Source organism: Sphingomonas sp., assembly GCF_017745215.1.
Taxonomy (GTDB): domain Bacteria; phylum Pseudomonadota; class Alphaproteobacteria; order Sphingomonadales; family Sphingomonadaceae; genus Sphingomonas.
On the sequence record NZ_JAGHZV010000005.1, the window covers coordinates 37,393 to 58,798 of the forward strand.

General features: G+C 67.4%; 19 protein-coding genes and 1 pseudogene. 7 read left to right on the top strand and 13 right to left on the bottom strand.

The window, feature by feature from the left end:
* Positions 1–309: 309 nt before the first annotated feature.
* Entirely contained in the window at positions 310–2,721 is a 2,412-nt protein-coding gene (gene lon / locus J7495_RS06550) for an endopeptidase La (protein WP_294055557.1), read from the bottom strand.
* Between the two features lie 171 nt (positions 2,722–2,892).
* Between lon and J7495_RS06555 the strand changes: the two genes are divergently transcribed.
* Positions 2,893–4,584 carry a M1 family metallopeptidase gene (locus J7495_RS06555; protein WP_294055847.1) on the top strand — a complete coding sequence of 564 codons (1,692 nt, stop codon included), beginning with the start codon at positions 2,893–2,895 and terminating at the stop codon, positions 4,582–4,584.
* Positions 4,585–4,593: 9 nt separating this feature from the next.
* Here the strand turns inward: J7495_RS06555 and J7495_RS06560 are convergent, their stop codons facing one another.
* Entirely contained in the window at positions 4,594–5,721 is a 1,128-nt protein-coding gene (locus tag J7495_RS06560) for a toll/interleukin-1 receptor domain-containing protein (RefSeq protein WP_294055558.1), read from the bottom strand.
* A 24-nt stretch (positions 5,722–5,745) separates the two neighbouring features.
* On the opposite strand from J7495_RS06560, the gene J7495_RS06565 reads away from it, so the two are divergent.
* From J7495_RS06565 to J7495_RS06585, 5 genes are all read left to right on the top strand, one after another.
* Positions 5,746–6,345 carry an isoprenylcysteine carboxylmethyltransferase family protein gene (locus J7495_RS06565; protein ID WP_294055560.1) on the top strand — a complete coding sequence of 200 codons (600 nt, stop codon included), beginning with the start codon at positions 5,746–5,748 and terminating at the stop codon, positions 6,343–6,345.
* A complete protein-coding gene (locus J7495_RS06570; RefSeq protein WP_294055562.1) occupies positions 6,345–6,809 on the top strand; it encodes a hypothetical protein in 465 nt (154 codons plus the stop codon). Before J7495_RS06565 ends, J7495_RS06570 begins: the two co-directional genes overlap by 1 nt.
* 36 nt (positions 6,810–6,845) lie before the next feature.
* On the top strand, positions 6,846–7,460 hold the full coding sequence (locus tag J7495_RS06575; RefSeq protein WP_294055564.1) for a hypothetical protein: 615 nt from the start codon (positions 6,846–6,848) through the stop codon (positions 7,458–7,460).
* 238 nt (positions 7,461–7,698) lie between these two features.
* The gene (locus tag J7495_RS06580; RefSeq protein WP_294055565.1) at positions 7,699–9,153 is read left to right on the top strand and encodes an NCS1 family nucleobase:cation symporter-1; all 1,455 of its coding nucleotides are present in this window, start codon (positions 7,699–7,701) and stop codon (positions 9,151–9,153) included.
* Positions 9,154–9,157: 4 nt separating this feature from the next.
* Entirely contained in the window at positions 9,158–9,511 is a 354-nt protein-coding gene (locus tag J7495_RS06585) for a DUF1428 domain-containing protein (RefSeq protein ID WP_294055567.1), read from the top strand.
* Here J7495_RS06585 and J7495_RS06590 read toward each other — a convergent pair.
* From J7495_RS06590 to J7495_RS06635, 10 genes and pseudogenes are all read right to left on the bottom strand, one after another.
* On the bottom strand, positions 9,508–10,398 hold the full coding sequence (locus J7495_RS06590; RefSeq protein ID WP_294055848.1) for a DUF4010 domain-containing protein: 891 nt from the start codon (positions 10,396–10,398) through the stop codon (positions 9,508–9,510). The two genes, J7495_RS06585 and J7495_RS06590, sit on opposite strands and share 4 nt — an antisense overlap.
* A pseudogene (locus tag J7495_RS06595) lies at positions 10,384–10,722 on the bottom strand (MgtC/SapB family protein); the annotation flags it as partial. The gene J7495_RS06590 and the pseudogene J7495_RS06595, both read right to left, overlap by 15 nt.
* Positions 10,723–10,773: 51 nt before the next feature.
* On the bottom strand, positions 10,774–11,499 hold the full coding sequence (locus J7495_RS06600) for a hypothetical protein (RefSeq protein WP_294055569.1): 726 nt from the start codon (positions 11,497–11,499) through the stop codon (positions 10,774–10,776).
* Between the two features lie 267 nt (positions 11,500–11,766).
* The gene (gene clpX / locus J7495_RS06605; RefSeq protein WP_294055571.1) at positions 11,767–13,032 is read right to left on the bottom strand and encodes an ATP-dependent Clp protease ATP-binding subunit ClpX; all 1,266 of its coding nucleotides are present in this window, start codon (positions 13,030–13,032) and stop codon (positions 11,767–11,769) included.
* 197 nt (positions 13,033–13,229) lie between these two features.
* Positions 13,230–14,330 carry a glycosyltransferase family 61 protein gene (locus tag J7495_RS06610; RefSeq protein WP_294055573.1) on the bottom strand — a complete coding sequence of 367 codons (1,101 nt, stop codon included), beginning with the start codon at positions 14,328–14,330 and terminating at the stop codon, positions 13,230–13,232.
* A gap of 112 nt (positions 14,331–14,442) precedes the next feature.
* A complete protein-coding gene (locus J7495_RS06615; RefSeq protein ID WP_294055575.1) occupies positions 14,443–15,081 on the bottom strand; it encodes an ATP-dependent Clp protease proteolytic subunit in 639 nt (212 codons plus the stop codon).
* Positions 15,082–15,119: 38 nt separating this feature from the next.
* Positions 15,120–16,202: an acyltransferase gene (locus J7495_RS06620; RefSeq protein WP_294055577.1), complete on the bottom strand. Its 1,083-nt coding sequence runs from the start codon at positions 16,200–16,202 to the stop codon at positions 15,120–15,122.
* 65 nt (positions 16,203–16,267) lie between these two features.
* Positions 16,268–17,218 (bottom strand): glycosyltransferase, encoded by a 951-nt coding sequence (locus J7495_RS06625; protein ID WP_294055578.1) that lies wholly within the window; start codon positions 17,216–17,218, stop codon positions 16,268–16,270.
* A 184-nt stretch (positions 17,219–17,402) separates the two neighbouring features.
* A complete protein-coding gene (locus J7495_RS06630) occupies positions 17,403–18,611 on the bottom strand; it encodes a dihydroorotase family protein (protein WP_294055580.1) in 1,209 nt (402 codons plus the stop codon).
* A complete protein-coding gene (locus J7495_RS06635) occupies positions 18,608–19,600 on the bottom strand; it encodes an aspartate carbamoyltransferase catalytic subunit (RefSeq protein WP_294055582.1) in 993 nt (330 codons plus the stop codon). Before J7495_RS06635 ends, J7495_RS06630 begins: the two co-directional genes overlap by 4 nt.
* Before the next feature lie 293 nt (positions 19,601–19,893).
* Between J7495_RS06635 and J7495_RS06640 the strand changes: the two genes are divergently transcribed.
* Positions 19,894–20,604, top strand: a complete 711-nt coding sequence (locus J7495_RS06640) for a PEPxxWA-CTERM sorting domain-containing protein (protein ID WP_294055584.1) — start codon at positions 19,894–19,896, stop codon at positions 20,602–20,604.
* 27 nt (positions 20,605–20,631) lie between these two features.
* Here the strand turns inward: J7495_RS06640 and J7495_RS06645 are convergent, their stop codons facing one another.
* Positions 20,632–21,369 carry a LuxR C-terminal-related transcriptional regulator gene (locus tag J7495_RS06645; RefSeq protein WP_294055586.1) on the bottom strand — a complete coding sequence of 246 codons (738 nt, stop codon included), beginning with the start codon at positions 21,367–21,369 and terminating at the stop codon, positions 20,632–20,634.
* Positions 21,370–21,406: the final 37 nt, after the last annotated feature.

Consider the following 21,406-nt stretch of genomic DNA (forward strand, 5'->3'; position numbering starts at 1 on the left):
TCTCCTGGGACCCCCTGCTCGAGTTTCGATCTTTGTTGCACTTATGAGTCGCGGCGAAGCCGAGTTTGCCAGTCAGCACGCCCCCGCCGCCGCTGTCAAAGCAAATCAAGCAGCTAAAGGTGCTGAACGCACCATTGGGGAATGTACGTACGCCAGAGGGTTCCGGCCCATCACCAAAAGCCGTCATCCCGGCGAAAGCCGGGACCCAGGGCAGCAGAGGACGTCGCTCGTAACCCTGGGTCCCGGCTTTCGCCGGGATGACGATTCAGGAAATGCCCCTCCCCACGGATGGAGAGGGGCGAGCCCGTATCAATGCCGCTGCGCCGACTCCACCAGCCCAGGCACCGGCGCCGGCGGCTGGGCTGCCAGCTCGTCGGCCTCGGTCCAGTCGATCGCCGAGAGCGGCTCGGTGAGCGCCAGGCGCAGCACTTCGTCGACATGCTTGACGGGGATGATCTCCAGCCCCTCGCGGATGTTCGCGGGGATTTCCGCCAGGTCCTTCTCGTTCTCGACCGGGATCAGCACCGTCTTGATGCCGCCGCGCAGCGCCGCCAGCAGCTTCTCCTTCAACCCGCCGATCGGCAGCACGCGGCCGCGCAGCGTGACTTCGCCGGTCATCGCGATGTCCTTGCGCACCGGAACGCCGGTGAGCGTCGAGACGATCGCCGTGACCAGCCCGATGCCTGCCGACGGGCCGTCCTTGGGCACCGCGCCCTCGGGCAAATGGACGTGAATGTCCTTGCGCTGGAGCAGGCTCGGCTTGATCCCGTAGGCGGGGCTGCGCGCCTTGACGAAGCTGAACGCGGCCTCGACCGATTCCTTCATCACGTCGCCGAGCTTGCCGGTAGTCTTGATCGCGCCCTTGCCGGGCACGGTCACGCTCTCGATCGTGAGCAGCTCGCCGCCGACCTCGGTCCAGGCCAGCCCGGTGACCGCGCCGATCTGATGCTCCTCCTCGGAGAGGCCGTGGCGGTACTTCTGCACGCCCGCGAACTCGTGGAGGTTCTCCGGCGTGATCGTCACGCTGGTTTCCTTGCCCTCGAGGATCTTGCGCAACGCCTTGCGCGCGAGCTTGGCGATCTCGCGCTCAAGCGTGCGCACGCCCGCCTCGCGCGTGTACTTCTGGATCAGCGCGCGCAGGCCCTCGTCGGTGAGGGTGAACTCGCCTTCCTTGAGCCCGTGCGCCTCGATCTGCTTCTCGATCAGGTGGCGCTTGGCGATCTCGACCTTCTCGTCCTCGGTATAGCCTTCGAGCCGGATGATCTCCATGCGGTCGAGCAGCGGCTGCGGCAGGTTGAGCGAGTTCGCCGTCGTCACGAACATCACGTCCGAGAGGTCGATGTCGATCTCGAGGTAATGGTCGTTGAACTTGCTGTTCTGTTCGGGGTCGAGCACTTCGAGCAGCGCCGAGGCGGGATCGCCGCGGAAGTCCTGGCCGAGCTTGTCGATCTCGTCGAGCAGGAACAGCGGGTTCGAGGCGCCGGCCTTGCGCAGGTTCGACACGATCTTGCCCGGCAGCGAACCGATGTAGGTACGCCTGTGGCCGCGGATCTCGGCCTCGTCGCGCACGCCGCCCAGCGACTGGCGCACGAACTCGCGGCCGGTGGCCTTGGCGATCGACTTGCCCAGCGAGGTCTTGCCCACGCCCGGCGGGCCGACGAGGCACAGGATCGGCCCCTTCAGCTTGTTGGTCCGTGCCTGCACCGCGAGATATTCGATGATGCGGTCCTTGACCTTCTCGAGGCCGTAATGGTCCGCGTCGAGCACGCCCTCGGCCTCGATCAGGTCCTTCTTGAGCTTCGACTTCTTGCCCCAGGGCAGGCCCAGCAGCACGTCGAGATAGTTGCGCACCACCGTCGCCTCGGCGCTCATCGGCGCCATGGTCTTGAGCTTCTTGAGCTCGCCCTGCGCCTTGGTGCGCGCTTCCTTCGAGAGCTTGAGCGTGGCGATCTTCTGGGTCAGCTCGGCGATCTCGTCGCCCTCGCCTTCCTCGCCCTCGTTGCCCAGCTCGCGCTGGATCGCCTTGAGCTGCTCGTTGAGATAATATTCGCGCTGGGTCTTCTCCATCTGGCGCTTGACGCGCGAGCGGATCTTCTTCTCGACCTGGAGCACGCCCAGCTCGCCTTCCATGAAGGCGAACACCATCTCGAGCCGTTTCTGCGGATCGCTCTCGACCAGCAGCGACTGCTTGTCCGAGACCTTGACCGCGATGTTCGACGCGACGGCGTCGGCCAGCCGGCTGGGGTCCTCGAGCTCGGCGAGCTGCACCGCGGTCTCCGCCGGCAGCTTGCGGTTGAGCTTGGCGTAATTCTCGAACTGGTCGATCACCGAGCGCATCAGCGCCTTCAGTTCGGCGCTGGCTTCCTCGAGGCCGGTGTCGTCCTCGGTGACGGGCGAGACGTTGGCGGTCAGGAAGCCGCCCGCCTCCTCGATCGATTCGAGCTGGCCGCGCTCGCGGCCCGCCACCAGCACGCGCACGGTGCCGTCGGGGAGCTTGAGCAGCTGGAGCACTTCGGCCGAGACGCCGGTGTCGTAGAGGTCCTCGCGGCCGGGATCGTCCTCGCTGGGATCGAGCTGGGCGACGAGGAAGATTTCCTTGTCGTCCGCCATTGCCGCTTCGAGCGCCGCGACCGACTTGTCGCGACCGACGAAGAGCGGCACGATCATGTGGGGGAACACGACGATGTCGCGGAGCGGCAGAACTGGGTAGGATTGCTTCATGGGTACTCCGGGGCAGCCCTATCCGGGCTTCATACTACCTTTATATGGTGCGCGCGTTATCAGCATCAATCACTCTGCCGCTTTGATGCCCCGGCGCGACCCCGTTCGGGCCCGTAAACCCCGTTTCTCCACAAGATTTTTCGACTGACGGAGGCTCATATCCGCGCTCCCCTGCTTCTCGCCGCGCTTCCCCTGCTGATCGGCGCCGCCGCGCCGGAGAAGGGCGAGCCGCCGATCACCGATACGACGAAACAATCGGGCGGGCCGATCGATCCCGAGCGCGCGGCGCTGCACCTGGCGCATGTCGACCTGGCGATCGAGATCTTCCCGGACAGGGAGACGCTGAAGGGCCATGCCATCCTCACCCTCACCACCTCCGCCCCGCAGAACCGGCTGCTGATCGATCTCGACCGCAATCTGCCGGTCACCGCGGTCAGCATCGACGGCAAGCCGCTCGCCGCCTCGGCCTGGTCGAACCCGGAAGGGCGGCTGGCGATTCGGCTCCCCCACCCGCTCAAGCCCGGCGACCAGGTCGTCGCTGCGATCACCTATGGCGGCACGCCGCACGTCGCGGTTCGCGCGCCTTGGAACGACGGCATGGTCTGGGCGAAGACTCCTCAGGGCAAGCCCTGGGTGGCGAGCACCGCCGAAGGCTATGGCTGCGACCTGTTCTGGCCCTGCCTCGATTTCCCCGCGGGCGAGCCCGACCTCGTCGACTTCCATCTGACCGTCCCCGCCGGGCTGATCGCGCCGGGCAACGGCACGCTGGTCGGGGTCGACAAGCTCCCCGACGGCCGCTCGACCTGGAACTGGCGCGCGCGCAGCCCCAATCCCTATTCGGTCGCGATCGCGGCGGCGCCCTACAAGGAGATCTCCGCGGTCTACCTCAGCCGCTTCGGCAACAGGATCCCGATGAGCTACTGGTACCTCCCCGGCCGCGAGAACCGCGCCGCCGGGCTGTTCCAGGAATTCGCCCCGGCGATGGACTTCTTCGAGACGATGATCGGCCCCTATCCCTGGGGAGACGAGAAGGTTGGCGTCGTCGAGACCCCGCATCTGGGCATGGAGCACCAGACGATCAACGCCTACGGCAACGACTACACCAAGACGCCGAGCGGCTTCGACGAGATCTTCCAGCACGAGCTCGCGCACGAATGGTTCGGCAACCAGATGACCGCGGCGAACTGGGACGATTACTGGCTCCACGAAGGCTATGCCCAGTATATGCAGCCGCTCTACGGCCGCTGGCGCGAGGGCGAGGCGCGCTATGCGACGATGATGGACGAGTTCCGCCTCACCATCATGAACCGCGCGCCGATCGTCTCGGGCCGGATCATGACCGAGGAGCAGGTCTATGAGGCCGAGAACGGCGGGCCTGCGCAGGACATCTACGTCAAGGGCGCCTGGGTACTCCACACGCTCAGGAACTATGTCGGCGACAAGGCCTTCTGGGAGATCACTCGCCGCCTCGTCTACGGCCGCCCCGATCCGCTCCCCGGCAATTTCAAGCCGCGCTTCGCGACGACCAACGACTATATCCGGATCGCCAACCAGGTGAGCGGACAGGACTTGGGCTGGTTCTTCGACGTCTACCTCCGCGAGGCGGCGCTGCCCAAGCTGGTCGTGACCCGCACCGGCGACCAGCTGAAGCTCCGCTGGTCGACCCCGCACGACAAGCCTTTCCCCCTCCCGGTCGAGGTCCAGGTCGGCGACAGCGTCCGGACGGTCGCGATGCCCGGCGGCACCGCCACGCTCACTGCCCCCACGGACGTTCACATCGTCGTCGACCCCGCCTCGCGCATCCTGAAGCAATCGGACGTGGTCGACGCCTATCAGCGCTGGCAATGGAGCCATGGGAGCTGACTGGCGATACTAGATCCGGAGCAGACGCAGGCAAACTAGCGCAAATGCCACGTGCCATGGCAGATAATAGACCAGCAACACAGGCAGCACTACGACTTTTCCCTCCGGTACAACATTCAGAGAGTCGCCCCAATATTCCAAAACAACGTCGAATAAAATCAGACCTATGATTGACCCGGCCAATATTAATAGCGAATCTCGCGATCGGCTCAACAAGCCCGTGACCAGGGCACCGACGAGGGGAATCGCCGCCATGAGGAAGCCCCACCACGCAGCGCCAATCATTTTCTCCGGCCTGACGCCTCCTCCATTGTAGAAATATATGAAAACATTCTCAGCAGAAATCGAAGAAATCCACATCAATACGGGAAATATCCAAGCTTTCGCTTGGAATGTCTTGTTGAAATATCGGGCAATTGGATAGGAAAATCCGAAAATTGCTGCCGAAAAGGCCAGCGCATAAGGGCTAAGATTATATAAATAATCGTTTAGAATTCCGAGAAATATTGCGGCAACCATTAGAAGCGCGAAGATAATCTTCGCTTTCGCGGAAGCGGAGTCATCGCGCCCGCTTCGGTAGGTTTCCGTGCTCTGCGACGCCGCCGGCGAAGGTGGCGGTGTCGGCGCGTGAGATTCCCTCGGCACCACGCCGAGCCAACTCAAGAGCTTGCTCCAAGCCCTGTCGCCGGCAGGGTCGCTCCTCGAAAGATCGATGTGCTGGATGAGGCTGTATCCCATCGGTATCGAACAACCATCGAACCGAGCCTGCACCAGCTTACGCGGCCGACAGTCCTTTCCGTAGTTGGCTTCGATCCTCACCCAGTTGCTCTCGACCGAATTTCGGGTCCAAAGCACCAGGACGAATTTGGCGGCGGCGATTTCGCGCTCGATGGTTCGATCCCACTCCTCGCGCGGCGTGACATCGTCGTCCCACCAGACCGTTAAACCCGCCTGCTGGAGCAACGCCGCCATGCGCTCGGCGAGCGCGCGATCGAGATGCTGATAGCTCAGAAAAATATCGGCCACTTCCCGCCCCCGCATGCCGAGGCGATGGTGATGAGGCAATGCTCTGCCGTCAATCCTGGCGCCTCGCTTGACTCGTTCGATTTGAGCGCGAACTTTGATCGCTATCTGCAAGCCGGGCGGTGGGAATAGGGAAACATGATCGAGTTGATCGACCCGCAACCCGTGGGCCTGCCCGGCCTCGGCGTGATGGCGCTCGCGGTGCCGGGCTTCTTCCTGATGCTCGCGCTGGCCCGGCGCAACATGGGCGGTGGCGAGGCCGGGGCGACGCGATCGGGGCTGTCGGTGCTCGGCATCGCGATCCAGACGCTCGGCTTCCTCGCGGTCGGCATCGGCCCGCTCCGCGTCGCGCTCGCGACACGCTCGACGCCCGCGATCGCCGAGGGCGCCGCGACGCTCCTGCTGATGGCCGTCACCTACGTCGCCTTCCTCAGCGCCTCACGCGCGATGGGGCGCAACTGGAGCCTGGTCGCGCGCACCCGCGAGGACCACGAACTGGTCACCTCGGGCCCCTTTTCGCTGGTCCGCCACCCGATCTACAGCGGGCTGTTCTTCTTCCTCCTCGCGATGGCGCTCGCCTTCGGCCATTGGCGCGGGCTGGTGCTCGGCGTGCCGCTCTACTGGATCGGTGCCTGGCTGCGCGTGATCGAGGAGGAAAGGCTGCTCCGCGCCCGGTTCGGCGCAGCCTATGACGCCTATGCCCGCCGCGTGAAGCGCTTCGTCCCCGGCCTGCTTTGATGGCAATCGACTGGAAGCCCGGCCGCGGCGCGCTCGGGGTGTTCAAGCCGCTCCTCGGCGACTGGCGCGCCGAGGCACCGAATCCGACGGGGAACGGCACGATGGCGTGCACGCGCCGCTTCCAGATGCTGTGGAACGGCAGCCACGTCCAGCTCGACGCGTGCTGGGAAATGGCGCCGGGCAAGGCCTATCGCGAGCGCGCGCTGTTCGGCCGGACGCGCGACGGGGCGCTCGCTTTCTGGTCCTTCACTTCCGACGGCAAGAATTCGCAGGGAACCGCTTGCGACGCGAGCGACGTCCACGCCGGCGCGATCGCCTTCGAGGCCGAGATGCCCGCGGGCACGGCGCGCTTCGTCTATTGGCCCGATCGCGACGAGGGCTTTCGCTTCGCAGTTGAAAGCCGGACGAAAAAAGGCTGGAATCGATTCGTCGAGCATCATTACCGGCCCGTCGCCGTGCCTTGAGCCGCTCGCGCGCCATTGTTCGGGGGAGGACCGACCATGCTGCACCGATTGCTCCGCATCGCGCTCGCGATCGTCGCCTGCGCCGCGCTGCCGATGCTCGCGACGCCTGCCGCGGCCCAGCGCGAGGTCACCAATCCGCCGCCGGTGTGGAGCCATGCCGCGACCGCGACGAGCTTCCCCGAGACCCTCGGCGACTTCGTCCGCACCACCGTCTACGAGTATAACGCGGAAGGCACCGACGCGAGCGTCGGCTACGATCTGGTGCGCGGCGGCAAGAAGCTCGCGAGCGTGACGCTCTACATCTACCCGCCCTATACCGGCGGCGGCTGCGCGGCCGAATATGGCGCGGTCAAGGACGGCGTCGCCCAGTCGAAGGCCTATCAGAACGTCAAGCTGATCTCGGAGGCCCCCGCACCTTCGCCCACCGGCCGCACCGCGGGCGTCGCCGATCTCGCGACCTTCACCTACGACTTCGGCTTCGGCGGCGGACAGAGCCGGCCGGTCCGGTCGGAAGCCTATGCCTTCTGCGCGGCCCACGGCGCCTGGATCGTCTCCTATCGCGCCACCTGGCCGAGCGACATCGACGTGAGCCAGGACGTGGCCCAGCTGTTCCGCGCGATCGACTGGCCCGACACGCTCGACAACCGCTGAGGCCATGCCCCGCCGCGCGGCAAGAGCTTGCAATGTGGGATTTCGGCTGCTTCGCTGGTGCGGCCGGATCAACGCGATCACTCCGTCAGCCTCGCGGGACCCCGGCACCGGAATCGCCGCGACGGGTCGTGACTTTTGTGACTTTTCGGTATCTCGATACCGCCTCGACTCGGCGAACGGATCGAAGGTCATCTGAGGCCGGATCGGATCGGCGTCAGGAGGAAGGGGGCCAAGCGACATGCGTGATCCAACGCTCTGGAACCCCGACCTCGCGCCCACCGGCCCCGAGCAGCGCAGCTGGACCTGGGTCCATTTCGCCGCGCTCTGGGTCGGCATGGTCGTCGCGGTGCCGGCCTGGATGCTCGCCTCGGGGCTGATCGGCCAGGGCATGTCCGCGGGCCAGGCAGCGCTCACCGTGCTGCTCGGCAACGTCATCGTGCTCGTGCCGATGCTGCTGATCGGCCACGCCGGCGCGCGCCACGGCATCCCCTATGCCGTGCTCGTCCGCGCCTCCTTCGGCACCAGCGGCGCGCGCCTCCCCGCGATCGCCCGCGCGCTCGTCGCCTGCGGCTGGTACGGCATCCAGACCTGGATCGGCGGCGAGGCCCTGTTGACGCTGCTCGGCATCCTGATCGGCGCCGACCTGCGCGGCAACCCGCTCCCGCTGCTCGGGATCGGCATCGGCCAGTTGCTCGGCTTCCTCGCCTTCTGGGGCATCCAGCTCTTCTTCGTCCGCAAGGGGCTGCTCACGATCCGCCGGCTCGAGACCTGGACCGCGCCGGTCAAGATCTTCGTCTGTATCGCGCTGGTCTGGTGGGCGGTCGGCGCCGCAGGCGGGCTCGGGCCGATCCTCTCGGCACCGTCGGCCTTCGTCCCCGGCGGCGCCCGGACGGGACAGTTCTGGGCGGTGTTCTGGCCATCGCTCACCGCCATGGTCGGCTATTGGGCGACGCTCGCGCTCAACATCCCCGACTTCACGCGCTTCGCCCGCAGCCAGCGCGACCAGGTCCTCGGCCAGTCGATCGGGCTGCCGCCGATGATGGGGCTGATCGCGCTCGCCAGCGTGATCACGACCAGCGCCACCGTGGTGATCTACGGCGAGGCGATCTGGGACCCGGTCAAGCTCTCGGGGATGCTCGCTGGACCCTTCGTGCTGCTCGGGCTGCTGGTGATCAGCGTCGACACCATCTCGTGCAACATCGCCGCCAACCTCGTCTCCTCGGCGTACGACTTCTCGTCGCTCGCGCCCGGCCGCATCTCCTACCGGACCGGCGGGATGATCACCGCGGTCATCTGCATCCTGATCATGCCGTGGAAGCTGCTCGAATCGAGCGGCGGCTACATCTTCGTCTGGCTCGGCGGATACGGCGCGCTGCTTGGCCCGATCGCCGGCATATTGATCGCCGACTACTGGATCGTCCGCCGTGCGCGGATCGATGTCGACGCGCTTTACCGGGCCGGCGGCGCCTATCGCTACCGGGGCGGCTGGAACCCCGCCGCGCTGGTCGCCTTCGCCGCGGGCGTGCTACCCAACCTCCCCGGCTTCCTCGCCGTCGCCGCGCCCTCCGCGTTCAGGGGCATCGGGGAGCCGTGGCTGAGCCTCTACACCTGGGCCTGGTTCATCGGGCTCGCCATCGCCCTCGCCGTCTATGCCGCGCTGATGCTCGGCCGCGCCCCCGCGCAAGGAGACTGACCGCATGTACATCGCCACGCTCGTCATCCCGGTCCCCGAGGCCAAGCTCGATGCCTACCGACAATGGGCCGAGCGTTCGGCAGCGGTGTTCCGCGCGCACGGCTGCCTCGAAGTCGTCGACGGCTGGCAGGACAATGTGCCGCGCGGCCGCAACACCGATTTCTTCCGCGCGGTCGACGCACGCGAGGGCGAGAAGATTGCGGTGAGCTGGCAGGTCTGGCCCGACAAGGCGAGCCTCGACGCAGCGGAAGAGGTAATGCACGTCGACGGCAGCCTCGACTTCGAAGGCGAAATCCCCTTCGATCCGACCCGCCTGATCGTCGGCTGCTTCGAGACGATCCAGGTCTCGGGGCGCTAGAAGGGCCAGCCGACCAGCGCGATCCCGGCGGCCGAGGCGAGCACCGCGGCGAACAGCGGGATCGCCGCGCGGATCCCTGCCCGGCCGCCCGCGACGCTCAGCGCGATCACGCCCTTGATCGCGGTGTTCACCAGGATCGGGATCGAGAGCAGCACCCCCGCGGTCCAGCCGTCGATCGATCCGACGGGCAGGTTGGAGAGCGTCAGCACCGCCGCGTCGACGTCCATCATGCCCGTAATGCCGAGCAGCAGCGCCACCCCGCTGCTCCCCCAGCGCGCGAGTGCCCAGTGCACCACGACCGACAGCACCGCTACCAGCGCCGCGAGCAGCAGCGCCGGCCCGAAGTCGAGCGGATTGCCGAGCTTGACCTCATGCTGCGACGGCGTCTGCTGCTCGTGCCGGAGCGCCAGCAGCGCCATCCCCAGCGACGTGAGCAGCGCCGGCGTCATGGTGAGCGCGAGCGAGGCGCTGGCGAAGGGCGCGAGCACCGCCGCGACGATCTGCACGCGCACGAACATCACCAGCGACGCGAGCGCGATCCCCGCGGTCAGCGCCGCCTGCGCCTCGTCGCCCGCGCGCAGCCGCCGGGCGTAGGTGACCGTCACCGCGGTGGACGAGACCAGCGCGCCGGTGAGCGCCGTGGCCAGAATGCCGCGCTCGGCCCCGAAGCGCCGCGTCGCCGCATAGCCGGCGAAGCTCAGCCCGAGCACGACCACCACCACGCTCCAGATCCGCCGCGGGTTCCAGGCGTCATAGGGCCCGAAATTGGTGTCTGGCAGCAGCGGCAGCACCACCAGCGCGACGATCGCGAAGCGCGCGACCGATTCGATCTCCTCTTCGGTGAGCCCCTTGAGCAGCCCATGGAGCTGCGTGCGTGAGGCGAGCACGATCAGCGTGATCGCTGCCCCCGCCAGCGCCGCGCCCGCGAACCCGTGCGCCGCGGCATAGCCGAGCGCGAAGGTGAGCACCGCCGCGACCATCGTCGTGCTGGAGAGGCTGCCTTCGCGCCTGAGTTCGCCGGCATAGCCGAGCACCAGCCCACCGCAGACCGCCGCGCCGATCACCGCGCCGACCGCCACCGGCAGCAGCCCGGCGATCCCGCCCGCCAGCCCGACCAGCCCGAAGGTCCGGAATCCCGCGACGCGCAGCCCATCGGCTTCCTCGCGTTGCCGCCAGCCGCGCTCGAGCCCGATCAGCAGCCCGACCGCGAGCGCCGCCGCGAGCGCGCGAAGCGTGGGATCAAGCGTGAAACCGTTCGTCGTTCAGCTCCCGGCCCGGGCGAGCACTGCACGGCGCTGCCACCAGTTGAGCCGCTTCGGGCGCGGCTCGCGCGGCTTGCGCATCAGCCAGGCGAGCAGCACCGCGAACAGCAGCTGCCAGGGGAAATGGATCATTTCGTAGAAGAGCACCAGATGCGAGATCACCCGCGGCTCGCGCAGTGCGTCGGTGAGCTGCAGGCCATAGGCGAGCCCCAGCGCGCCCATCGCGGTGAGCAACACCACGCCGAGCAGCAGCGAAAGGCGCTCGAAGCGCTGGCTCGAGCTCAACTGGACGAACTCGAGGAAGCCGAACGACAGCGCCGCGCCGGCCAGTCCGCCGATCCCGCCCGAGATCAGGTTGGGGATCAGGTCGCGCCCAGCCTTGAGCTCGTCGTAATTCTCCACCGCGTTGCGCCACGCGAGATAGTTCGCCGCAACGTGGATCAGCGGCAGGAGGATGAGGAAGAACAGGATTCGCCGCGTCCGCCCGGGCCGGTTGATCGTCGCGAGGACATAGGGAAGGCCGAAGAAGGGCGTGCAATAGAGACTGGGCCCGACGATCGGCCAGATCGCCTCGGCGGTGTTGGCCGCCATCGTGCCGAGCAGCAGCAGCGCGTAGAGGAACGCGCCGAGGATCAGCCACTTGGCCGTGATGCCGAACTCGATGCCGCGATAGGGCGAGGACCATGCCTCGCGCCGATCCGGGAAAGGCTGATCCCCCTCGCCCATGCCCTGTCGATGACCCGTGTGTAATTATCCCGCGCGCCCAAGGTATCGCAGGGACGTGGCAGAATCGAGACCGGCAAATTGTCCCGCAATCGATCAGGGGCCGGGGCTGGCTCTGACGGATCGAGAGACGCCACCCATCGCCCCACGATCGTCATCCCGGCGAAAGCCGGGACGACGGGTTAGGTGATCACGGTAAGTTCGACGCCTGCCGCACGGTGGACCCCGGCACAAGGCCGGGGTGACAGTTGTGGGTCAGTCGAACGAAACTCAGGCCGCGCCGCCGGCCTTTTCCTTCTTGGTATAGACGCGCACCGGATCCTTGGTGCCGCCGACCACGTCCTTGTCGACCATCACTTCGTCCACGCCATCCATCGACGGCAGGTCGAACATCGTGTCGAGCAGGATGCCCTCCAGGATCGAGCGCAGGCCACGCGCGCCGGTCTTGCGCTCGATCGCCTTCTTCGAGACCGCGGTCAGCGCATCGTCGGTGAAGCCCAGCTTCACCTGTTCCATGTCGAAGAGCTTCTGATACTGTTTCACCAGCGCGTTCTTCGGCTCGGTAAGGATCTTCACCAGCGCCTCGACGTCGAGGTCCTCGAGCGTCGCGATCACCGGCAGGCGGCCGACGAACTCGGGGATCAGGCCGAACTTGAGCAGATCCTCGGGCTCGACGCGCTTGAGCACTTCGCCGGTGCGGCGCTCGTCCGGCGCGGCGACATGGGCGCCGAAGCCGATCGACTTGCCCTCAAGGCGATCGCCGATGATCTTCTCGAGGCCCGAGAAGGCGCCGCCGCAGATGAACAGGATGTTGGTCGTGTCGACCTGGAGGAACTCCTGCTGCGGATGCTTGCGCCCGCCCTGCGGCGGCACGCTCGCGGTGGTGCCTTCCATCAGCTTGAGCAGCGCCTGCTGCACGCCCTCGCCCGACACGTCGCGCGTGATCGAGGGATTCTCGGCCTTGCGGCTGATCTTGTCGATTTCGTCGATGTAGACGATGCCGCGCTGCGCCCGCTCGACGTTATAGTCCGAGGCCTGGAGCAGCTTGAGGATGATGTTCTCGACGTCCTCGCCGACATAGCCCGCTTCGGTGAGCGTCGTCGCGTCGGCCATGGTGAAGGGCACGTCGAGAATTCGAGCAAGGGTCTGGGCAAGCAGCGTCTTGCCGCAGCCGGTGGGGCCGACGAGCAGGATGTTCGACTTGGCGAGCTCGACGTCCGCGCCCTTCTGGCCGTGGTTCAACCTTTTGTAGTGGTTGTGCACCGCGACCGAGAGCACGCGCTTCGCCTGCTTCTGGCCGATGACGTAATCGTCGAGCACGTCGCAGATTTCCTGCGGCGTGGGCACGCCGCCGTCCTTCTTCGACACCAGCGCGGACTTGGTCTCCTCGCGGATGATGTCGTTGCAGAGCTCGACGCACTCGTCGCAGATGAAGACGGTGGGGCCTGCGATGAGCTTGCGCACCTCGTGCTGCGACTTGCCGCAGAACGAGCAATAGAGAGTGCTCTTCGAGTCGCCGCCGCTGAGCTTCGTCATTCAATCCAATCCTTTACGCGCCGGACGCGCAACACCACCCGTTATCCTACACGCGGGTTTCGATCCGGCAAACCTAAAACGAGGTTTACGAACCCCGTTCCTTCGCACGATCCGGGCAAGAATCTGCGCCGGCGGTGCCGAGGCCCCATGATATGATGATCCACGCTGCGCAAACAAGCCTCGGACTTGTCCCGAGTTCAACGCGGCGCCGCCAGCCCCTCCGCGTCGAACGGCGCCTTGCCGTCGTGGCGCAGCTGCAGCGCGAGTTCGAGCGCTTCGACGTCGACTTCGAAGTCGTCGAGCGAGAAGTCCTTGAACCACCCCTGGGTGTACATCGACTTCACGTAATTCGGCTTCTCGCGCCCGCGCACCGCGAGATAGTTCGCCCCAAGCTGGCACGCCATCACCCGATAGAAATTGGTGACATGCCCCACCGGCAGCAGCTCGATCAGCCCGAGCGCGGCGGGATCGGGGTGGAACTGGAGCGGCGCAAGCGCGGCGCCGTGGATCGAGACGATCGAGCGTGCCGCGCGAATCGCCGCGATCTGGTCCGCCGGCGAGAGGTCCTCGGGGTAGATTCGGCGGTAGCCGTAGCGCTCGAGCAGCGCGAGCACTTCGGCCTCGTTGGCGATCTTGCGCGTGTCCTTGCGCGAGAGGAACAGCCGCTCGGCCGGCTCGCCCGCGCTGAAGGGCGCGAAGTCGAATCCGTCGAACACAGGGAGGAGACGCGGCCGGAGCGAATAGATCGAGGTCCGCTTGTCGATCTCGAACCGCGCCGCCCGCGCCCGCACCGGCGCGTCGCTGCGCACCACCTCGAACCCGAAGACTTCGTACATCCGCACGATGTAGCCGGCCATGCCCGCGTGGAGCAGGATGGTGACCGGCTCCCCTGCCGCGCGGCGCAGGTTGGCCGCGATCAGCAGGTAGCGGTTCATCTGATGCGACCAGTTGGCATAGGGCTCGAAGCGCAGGTCGAGCACGAGCTTGTCGCCGAGGTCGAGCATGGGCAGCGGCTCGGCGCCGCCCTTGATCGCGCTGACTCGCTTGCGGAGCGCGCGGAGCTTGCCCTTGAGCCCGCCGGGCTCGCCGCCGAGCGGGCCCGCCGGCGCAGGGCGCGCGATCTCGCTCACCGTCTTGGACGCGAACAGCTTGAGCGTCCCGCCATGGACCTCGCCCGGCGGCCAGTAGATGAATTCGTGCTGCGCGACGACGCGGTCGGCCAGATGGCTGCGCGGCGTGATCACCCAGCAGCCGCCGTAGCGACAGGGTTCCGATTCGATCGTCGCGACTAAATCCACTGCGCCCCCCGCTCCGGCCGCCTGGAAATCAGGATGCTGGAAGCGCAGCTATTCCCCACCCGCGGCTCGCGCGCAATGCGCGAGCCGCCGGCCTGGGGCCGATTCCGCCGGATCAGGCCGCGGCGGCGTCCTCGCTCGGCCGCGGGCGCTTCTCATAGACTTCGTCGACGATGCCGAACGCCTTGGCCTCTTCGGCTTCGAAGAAGCTGTCGCGATCCATCGTCGTCTCGATCTTCTCGATCGGCTGGCCGGTGTACTTGGCGTAGAGCGCGTTCATCCGTGCGCGGATGCGCAGGATTTCCTTCGCCTGGATCTCGATGTCCGAGGCCATGCCCTGCGCGCCGCCCGAGGGCTGGTGCAGCATGATCCGCGCATTGGTGAGCGCCACGCGCATCCCCGGCTCGCCCGAGGCGAGCAGGAAGCTGCCCATCGACGCCGCCTGGCCGATACAAACCGTGCCCACCTTGGGGCGGATGTACTGCATCGTATCGTGGATGCCCATGCCCGCGGTCACCACGCCGCCCGGCGAGTTGATGTACATCCAGATGTCCTTCTTTGGATTCTCCGCCTCCAGGAACAGCAGCTGGGCGCAGATCGAGGCGGACATATGATCCTCCACCTGTCCGGTCACGAAGATGATACGCTCCCGCAGCAGGCGCGAGTAGATGTCGTGCTGATATTGGCCGCGGCTCGATTGTTCGATCACCGTGGGAATGATGGCGCTGGTTGCAAGCCTGAAATGATCAATCATGGGGAGATTCTTTTCCTATTTTGCCCTCTCTCGGGGTCCTAGATCGCGCCCCCGGAAGATAAGTTCAAGGGCTTCCGCCCGCCGCCGCGCCGCTTGCGCGATTCGAAGCCGAACCACCAGGCGATGCCCAGCCGCTGGGTGATGCGGAGGAAGATATAGGGCGCCGCGATCCCCACCACCACGCCGAGCAGCAGCGAGAGCTCGCCGTGCACGTGGAGCTTCTTGGCGACGATGCGGAACACCGCCGCCGCCATCACATGCATGAGGAAGATCGCCATCGACGCTGCCCCCAGCGCCTGGAGGCCGGGCAGCGCCATCACCAGCCGCGCCACTGCGATCACACCGATCGAGCCCGCGAAGCCCTGCGCGAGCTGGAGTGCCAGCACCGGCGGCGCGGCGGGATTGTCGATCAGCGTGAAGATGGCGAACATCGCCCACGCGACCGCAGCCACGATCGCCGCCTTCGCCGGCGCGCTCAGCTGCGCGTCGAGCCGGCCGGCCGTCACCCAATAGCCCAGCGCGAAATAGGGAAGATGCTTGAGCGACGCCGCGAGGATCCCGCCGACGTTGGTCACCGATTCGAGCACCACGCCCGCCCCCACCAGCACCGGCAGCGTCCAGCGACCGGGGAGCAGCAGGGTCAGCTGGCAGAGCAGCAGCGCGTAGAGGAACCAGAATTGCGCGAACGGATCCCAGAGGATCGCGACCAGCGTGCCCGGCGTCACCGGATGGTTCGCCGCGTCGCCCGCCGCCATGCTGATCGAGCCCTGGAGCACCGACCAGAGGAGATAGGGCCAGACGATCGTCAGCCAGCGCGTGCGCAGGAACTCGCCCTTGCCCCGCGCGAGGCTGCGCCCGACCACCAGCCCCGAGAGCAGGAAGAACAGCGGCATGTGGAAGGAATAGATCAGCCGGTCCTGCAGCTGCTCGATCGGCGTCGCCTTGACGATCCCGGCGGAGACCCAGCCGCGCAGCGCATGGCCGTAGACCACCAGGATGATGCCCATCCCGCGCGCGGCGTCGAGCCAGCCGATCCGCGCCGGCCTTGTCGCGCCGCTTGCGCTCGCGACCACATGATCCTCGGCGATCGCATCCTCGACGACAGTCTGTTCCTCGGCCACGCCACGCCCTCGCTTCCCCGGTGCGTGGCTGGCTAGCACTGCCGCGGCAGGCTGTGAACCGCCGCCTATCGGCGCGTTGTCGCAGAATCGATCGCCGGGCCCGGCTGGGCGAGATAGGCGAGCCGCCGCATCTCGCGCCGCCCGCGCACCACCGTGTCCAGGATCAACCCGGTGAAATAGTTGAGGAAGGCGAGGATCATCACCCCGGTCGACAGGATCGCGGTGGGGAAGCGCGGCACCAGCCCGGTGTGGACATAGGTCACCACCAGCGGCACCGCGAGCACCACCGCCGCCCCCGCGAACAGCGCCGCGAACAGCCCGAAGAACTGGAGCGGCTTCTCGATCCGGTAGAGCGTGAGCATCACGCGCAGGATGCGCTGGCCGTCGCGCCAGGTGTTGAGCTTCGAATGCGAGCCTTCGAGCCGCGCGAAATAGGGCGTCTCGAGCTCGCCCACCGGCATCTTGAGCTCGAGCGCATGGACGCTGATCTCGGTCTCGATCTCGAACCCCGCCGAGAGCGCGGGAAAGCTCTTCACGAAGCGGCGCGAGAAGGCGCGATAGCCCGAGAAGACGTCGGTGAAGGTCCGCCCGAACAGCGCCGCGAGGAAGCCGGTCATCAGCCGGTTGCCGAGCACATGGCCGCGGCGATAGGCCTCGGCCGCCTCGTGCACGCGGGTGCCGACCACCATGTCGAGCCCGTCGCCCTGCAACTGAGCCACCATCGCCGGCGCCGATCGCGGGTCGTAGGTCGCGTCGCCGTCGGCCATCACATAGACGTCGGCCTCGACGTCGGCGAACATGCGGCGGACGACATTGCCCTTGCCCTGCATGCGGACGGTGCGGACGATCGCCCCCGCCTCGCGCGCCACCTCGATCGAGCGGTCGCGGCTGTTGTTGTCGAAGACGTAGATGTCGGCACCGGGCAGCGCCTCGCGAAAGCCGGCGATCGTCTGCGCGATCGCGGCTTCCTCATTGTAGCAAGGCAGCAAGACCGCAATGCGCGGCGTCTCTGTCATGGCTGGATCACGCCCTTCCGTCTCCACCCCTCTTCCACAGGGAGAGAGGGAAGGAAAGGCCTAGGTTGGTTCGACATTCGAGACCGTGCGGGCCGGAGGGTGAGCGCAGAAGGCCATCCACGCACACCGAAACCGTCATCCCGGCTTTCGCCGGGATGACGGTTGGTATTGTTGGGTGGGGGGATCAGCCGATCTCCGCCGCGCCCTTCCACACGCGCAGCACCTTGCCCTGCACCGGCAGCCCGTCGAACGGCGTATTCCCCCAGCGCGCGGCCATCTTCATCGCGTCGATCCGCCACGGCGCGTTCGGATCGATGAGGATCAGGTCCGCCGCCAGCCCCGGCGCGAGCGAGCCCGCATCCACCCCCAGGATCCGCGCCGGATTGCGCGCGACGAGGTCGAACAGCCGGGCGGTGTCGATCGTGCCGTTGTGCACCAGGCTCATCCCCAGCGCGAACAGCGTCTCGGCGCCGGACATGCCAGGCTCGGCATCGGCGAAGGGGAGGCGCTTCTCCTCGGGCCCGCGCGGGTCGTGGCCCGAGGCGAGCACGTCGATCGTCCCGTCCGCCAGCGCCGCGAGCGCGGCCTTGCGGTCCTCCTCGCTGCGCAGCGGCGGCGAGAGCAGCGCATAGGTGCGGAAGTCCGACATCGCGATCTCGGAGAGCAGCAGGTGCGCGGGCGTGATCCCGCAGGTCACCGGCACCCCGCGCGCCTTGGCCCGGCGGATGTGCTCGAACCCCGCCGCGGTCGTCACCTGGCGGAAGTGGATGCGCGCGCCGGTATCCTCGGCGAGGCTGAGGTCGCGCTGGATCGCGAGCGACTCGGCGATCGACGGCGCCGAGGGCAGGCCGAGCCGCATCGCGGTCTCGCCGTCGGTCGCGACCGCGTCGCCCGCCAGCCCGCCGTCCTCGGCGTGCGCCACCACCACCAGCCCGCAGTCGCGCGCATAGGCGAGCACCTTCCGCATCACCCCCGAATCGGCGATCCAGCGCCGCCCGGTGGCGACCGCCTTGGCGCCGGCATTGGCGTTGATCGCCATCTCGGCGAGTTCGGCGCCTTCGAGCGCGCGCGTCGCGGCGGCGAGCGGGTGGACCCAGAGTTTGGGCTTGCCCATCAGCGCCGCCCTTCGGACGATACCGGGATCGTCGAGCACCGGCGACTGGTCGGGCATCAGCCCGACGCGCACCACCCCGCCCGCGCGGCAGGCGCGCTGGTCGACCGCGAAGACGCCGAGATCGATGATCCCGGGCGCGAGCAGCTTGCCGCCGCAGTCGATAATCTCATCAGCATCGGCGGGCGGCGCGCCGTCGCCGATGTGCGCGATCACGTCGCCTTCGGTGACGAGGGTGCCGTGCGCGAACCCGGCGGCGAAATTGACCCAGGCGCGCTTCATTCGACCCAACCTTCGATGCAGCGCTCGCGGCGCGTGAGCACGTCCAGGCACGCCATGCGCACCGCGACGCCGAGTTCGACCTGCTCGGTGATCGTCGAGCGATCGGGATCGTCGGCGACGCTCGAGTCGATCTCGATCCCGCGGTTCATCGGGCCCGGGTGCATCACGATCGCGTCCGCCTTGGCGCGCGCCAGCCGCTCGGGGGTGAGGCCGTAGCGCAGCCGATATTCGCGGGTGGAGGGGATATACTGCCCCGCCATCCGCTCGTTCTGGAGGCGGAGCATCATCACGACATCGGCGCCCTCCAGCGCTTCGTCGAAGTCGGCGAAGGCCGTGACGCCCATCCGGTCGATCGCCGCGGGCATCAGCGTCGCGGGGGCGACGACGCGGACCTCGGCGGCGAGCGCGGTCAGCGCCAGCATGTTCGAGCGCGCGACCCGGCTGTGGAGGATGTCGCCGCAGATCACGACGCGCTGGCCGGCGATGCTGCCGCGGCGCCGGCGGATGGTGAGCGCGTCGAGCAGCGCCTGGGTGGGGTGCTCGTGCCAGCCGTCGCCGGCATTGAGCACGGGGCAATCGACCTTGTCGGCGATCAGCTGCACCGCGCCCGAGCTCATGTGGCGGATCACGATCACGTCGGCGCGCATCGCGTTGAGCGTGACGGCGGTGTCGATCAGCGTCTCGCCCTTCTTCACGCTCGATTGCGCCGCGTGCATGTTGACCACGTCGGCGCCGAGGCGCTTGCCTGCGATCTCGAAGCTCAGCAGCGTGCGGGTGGAATTCTCGAAGAAGGCGTTGATCTGGGTGATGCCTTCCAGCCGCCGGTCGCTCTTGGCGCGGGTGCGGTTGGCGCCGATCCATTGCTCCGCTTCGTCGAGCAGGAACATGATCTCGTGCGGCTGGAGCCCCGCGATCCCGGTGAGGTGCCGGTGCGGGAACAGGACGCTGCCCGAAAGCTGGGCAGCGGGGCGGTGATCGGAGGCTGGCATTAAAGGCGCCGGTTAGCCCGGCTCGGGCGGGGGCGCAAGGCGTTGGGCGGTCCATAGCCCCCATAGGACCGTCACCCCGGCGAAAGCCGGGGCCCAGGGCCAGGCAGGACATCGCTCGCGGCCCAGGGTCCCGGCTTTCGCCGGGATGACGATTGGTGGGGTGGGCCGGGGGAATCGTCCCGCTCCTGGACCGCACCCGCGCACCGCCTCCTCGAATTCGAGGATACCGCGAGCAGCACCCCGCAACCTATTGAAGCGGCACAGGTCGTGTTGGTTAATCGGGGAGGCGTCCCATGTTTAAACGAACGATGTTCGCACTCGCCGCGATGGCCGGTGCGCTGTTTGCGTCCGTGCCCGCCGCGGCAACGGATTTCCTGCAGAGCTACACCATCACCACCGTGGTCGATCTCGATCATATCGTGACCTACAATCAATATGCCCTCGGTGGCGGCACGACCAACAGCTTCCACGTCGGCGCGCCGGGCGGGACGATCATCGATCCCTTCCCGAAGAGCTCGCTCAACCCGCCGATCTGGACCTATTTCCTCGGCGTCACGACGCTCTCGTCGGTCGACCATCTCGTCGTGGCGTTCAACGACGCCTTCGCCGCGAGCCTGCTGAGCGCGGGCGACGATTTCGGCGTGAGCTTCGCCGGCTATGACGAGGCTTCGCTGATCGCCGCGCTCGTGCTGCTCGACACGCCCGACCTGCCGACCAGCGACCCGGGCTATGCCGCGCAGATGGCGGCGAAGGATGCGGCGAGCGACCTCATCTTCAACTTCTCCGACCAGGTCGCGCTCGACGGCGGGCTGACCAGCGCGAACGGCGGCAGCTTCACGCTGCTCTCCTTCTCGACCCCGTCGAACGTCGGCAGCGGCAATGCGCTGCTGGTGTCGAATGCGGTGCCCGAGCCCGCGACCTGGTTGATGCTGATTGGCGGTTTTGGTGCGGTGGGCTTCGCGCTGCGCCGCCGCCAGCGTCTGGCCCCGGCGTTTGCGACCTGAGCCGGGGTAAGGGCGACTCGCCGGCGGTCAGCTCAGGCTGCCGCCGGCGAGCAGACGTGCCACCGCGTGCGCGCGATTGACCGCGCCGAGCTTGCGCCGGGCATTATCGACATGGCTGCGCGCCGTGGTCTGCGAGATGCCGAGGATCGTCGCGATCTCCCAATCGGTCTTGCCCTGGGCGACAAAGGCCAGCGCATCGCGCTCGCGTGGCGTGAGCGGTGCGGCGATCGGCGGTTCGGGATCCTCGTCGATCTCGAAGGTGAGCAGCTTCTCGACGAGCATCATCCCCGCGGTCTGGATCGCCGCGGCCTCGGCCTCGCCGAAATCGCGCCGGTCGAATCCCAGATGCAGCGAACCGGTGCTGCGCCCCGGGCCATAGGCCGAGGCGCAGAGCACTTCGGCCATGCCCGCCTCGCTCATCGCGTCCCAATAGGCGCCGTAGCGCTTGTCATGGTGCGGGGCGAAGTCGCCGAAGCGATAGCGGGTGCGGCCTTCCTCGACCGCGCGGAGCGTGGGGACCTGCTGGAAGCAGATATAGTTGAACGCCTCGCTCCCCTCCCAGCCCGGCCGCGCGATCCGCTCGACGAAGCCACCGGCGGCCCAATGCGTCCGCGGCGTGAGCGGGGTGCGCGGGCGGCGATAGAGCCGGGTCTGGAGATAGGTGGCGCCGATCGGCTCGACCGAAGCGAAATAGGCGCGGCTCGCGGCCTGGGGCGTGGGCGCGGCGAGCACCGGCTCCGCATAGGCCAGCAGGACGTCGAGCATCGAGTCGCCTCCCCCTTTCCGGAGGGCAGGGTCGGAT